The sequence below is a fragment of the Bradyrhizobium sp. genome, assembly GCF_016462955.1.
Lineage (GTDB): Bacteria > Pseudomonadota > Alphaproteobacteria > Rhizobiales > Xanthobacteraceae > Bradyrhizobium.
Window position 1 is genome coordinate 1 of sequence record NZ_JAEMSD010000784.1, and the last position, 2157, is coordinate 2157.

At 67.0% G+C, this 2157-nt stretch carries 3 protein-coding genes; all 3 read left to right on the forward strand.

The window, feature by feature from the left end; translation table 11 throughout:
• On the forward strand, nt 1-458 hold a 458-nt coding region (gene exbB, locus JHD07_RS38320; RefSeq protein ID WP_291631677.1), incomplete at its 5' end, for a tonB-system energizer ExbB.
• A gap of 3 nt (nt 459-461) precedes the next feature.
• Complete coding sequence (exbD, locus tag JHD07_RS38325) at nt 462-902, forward strand: TonB system transport protein ExbD (RefSeq protein WP_291631679.1); 441 nt, start codon at nt 462-464, stop codon at nt 900-902.
• Nucleotides 902-1732: an energy transducer TonB gene (locus JHD07_RS38330; RefSeq protein WP_291631681.1), complete on the forward strand. Its 831-nt coding sequence runs from the start codon at nt 902-904 to the stop codon at nt 1730-1732. Before exbD ends, JHD07_RS38330 begins: the two co-directional genes overlap by 1 nt.
• Nucleotides 1733-2157: the final 425 nt, after the last annotated feature.

Sequence of the window (2157 nt, forward strand, 5' to 3'; positions counted from 1 at the left end):
TTGCGCAGCTGATCCAGTCCTGCGCCAGGGAAGCGGAGCTCTCCGGCGGCGTGCTTGATGACGGCCTCCAGGAACGCGTCGCGCTGCGGCTGGAGCGGGTCGAGGCAGCGATGTCCCGGCAGATCGCGCGCGGCACCGGCGTGCTCGCGACCATCGGCGCCGTCGCGCCGTTCGTCGGCCTGTTCGGCACCGTCTGGGGCATCATGAACTCCTTCATCGGCATCTCCGAGAGCCACACCACCAGTCTCGCTGTGGTCGCGCCCGGCATTGCGGAGGCGCTGCTCGCCACTGCGCTAGGGCTCGTCGCCGCGATCCCGGCGGTCGTGATCTACAATCATCTCGTCCGCGGCATTGCCAATTACCGTGCCCTGCTCGGCGACGCCTCGGCGCAGCTGATGCTGCTGCTGAGCCGCCAGCGCGATCACGGCCATTTCCGTCTGGCGCGGGCGGCGGAGTAGCCCATGGCCGCGAAGCTCGGCGCATCGAAGCTCGGCACGCGTAGCGACGCCAGCGATCTCGACGTCACCCACGAGATCAACGTCACCCCGTTCATCGACGTAATGCTGGTGCTGCTGATCATCTTCATGGTGGCGGCCCCGCTTGCCACTGTCGACATCGGCGTTGATCTGCCGGCAACCGCGGCCGAGCCGGCGCCGCGGCCCGACAAGCCGGTGTTCGTCACCGTCAAGCCGGACCTTTCGATCGCGGTGGGTGAGGAACTCGTGGGCCGCGAGGCGCTCGGCACCTCGCTTGCCGCCGCCACCAAGGGCCGCAAGGACGAGCGCATCTATCTGCGCGCCGACAAGGCCGTCTCCTATGGCGATTTGATGGAGGTGATGAACACTTTGCGCAATGCCGGCTATCTCAAGGTCGCTCTCGTCGGCCTCGACGGACGCAGCTGATGGCCGCGAACGCCTTTGCCTTGCACCAGCCGCTTGAGGAGCGCGATGGCGCGCGCTGGGGGGGCTCAGCGGCGGCGATCGTGGCGTTGCATGTCGCCGCGGCGCTGCTGGCGATGAACTGGCTCAGTTCGCAGCCGGAGCAGGGCGTCAGCCTGCCCGCGATCATGATCGACATGTCGCCGGTGACGTCGGCGCCGCAGCCGGCGCTGGACGACGTCGCACCGGGACCCTCGATGCAGGAGGCAGATGCCTCGCCGCCGGAGCCGGTGCAGCATCAGGTCGTCGAGGAGACCATTGCGCCGACCCCGCCGCAGGAAAGGCCGGAGGTCGTTGCACCACCCGAGCAGAAGTTGCAGCCGGTGCCGGCCAAGCCCGAACCGGCGAAGATCGTGCCGGTGGAAAAGCCCGCGCTGGAGAAGCCGAAAGTGGTCCGCCGCGAGGCGAAGAAGCCGTCGGACGCCACGCCGGCGCCGCGCACCAGCGCACCAGCGCGTGCCGAGCGCGAGGCGCCGATGGCTTCCGCCATGAGTGCGGGGGCGACCGCCTCCGCAATCGCGACCTACAACCAGCGCGTCCGCGCCCATCTGATGCGCTTCCACTCATATCCGGCCGGCGCCGGCGGCCAGCGCGGCGTTGCAAGGCTCAGCTTCACCCTCGCTCGTGGCGGGCAGGTGACGGCGAGCCGTCTCAGTGGTGCGTCCGGCGTCGCCGCCTTCGACGCTCAGGCGATGTCGATGCTCCGCCAGGCTGCGCCGTTCCCGCCGTTTCCGGACGAGATCAAGAACGGCTCGATGAGCTTTACGATCCCGGTGGAATTTACGGTGAGGTGAGGATGCTCGCTCGCAGCCATTCACGGTCTGACGTGTAAGGGGTACGAGGGGTCGTCTCCGCGACCTCGTTGAGAGGTCGGACTGAAGTTCTATCCTCGTCATTGCCGCGTAGCGAAGCAATCCAGTTTGTCTCCGCGTAAAGATTCCGGATTGCTTCGCTGCGCTCGCAATGACGGGTATGAGGCCGCTGTCATTTCCAACCCTCTCCCCGCAAGTGGCACGGCTATCGCATACCGTCTGTCTCCGCAGCGTCATGGCCGGGCTTGTCCGGGCCATCCACGCCCTGCCACGCAGCACAAAGAACGTGGATGCCCGGGACAAGCCCGGGCATGACGACCTCTGCGATATTCAAATGCGATTGCCCTGCCGCAAGTGGGGAGAGGGAGAGGAAAGAACTCGTCTCACTTCGCCGTCAGGAAATCCGC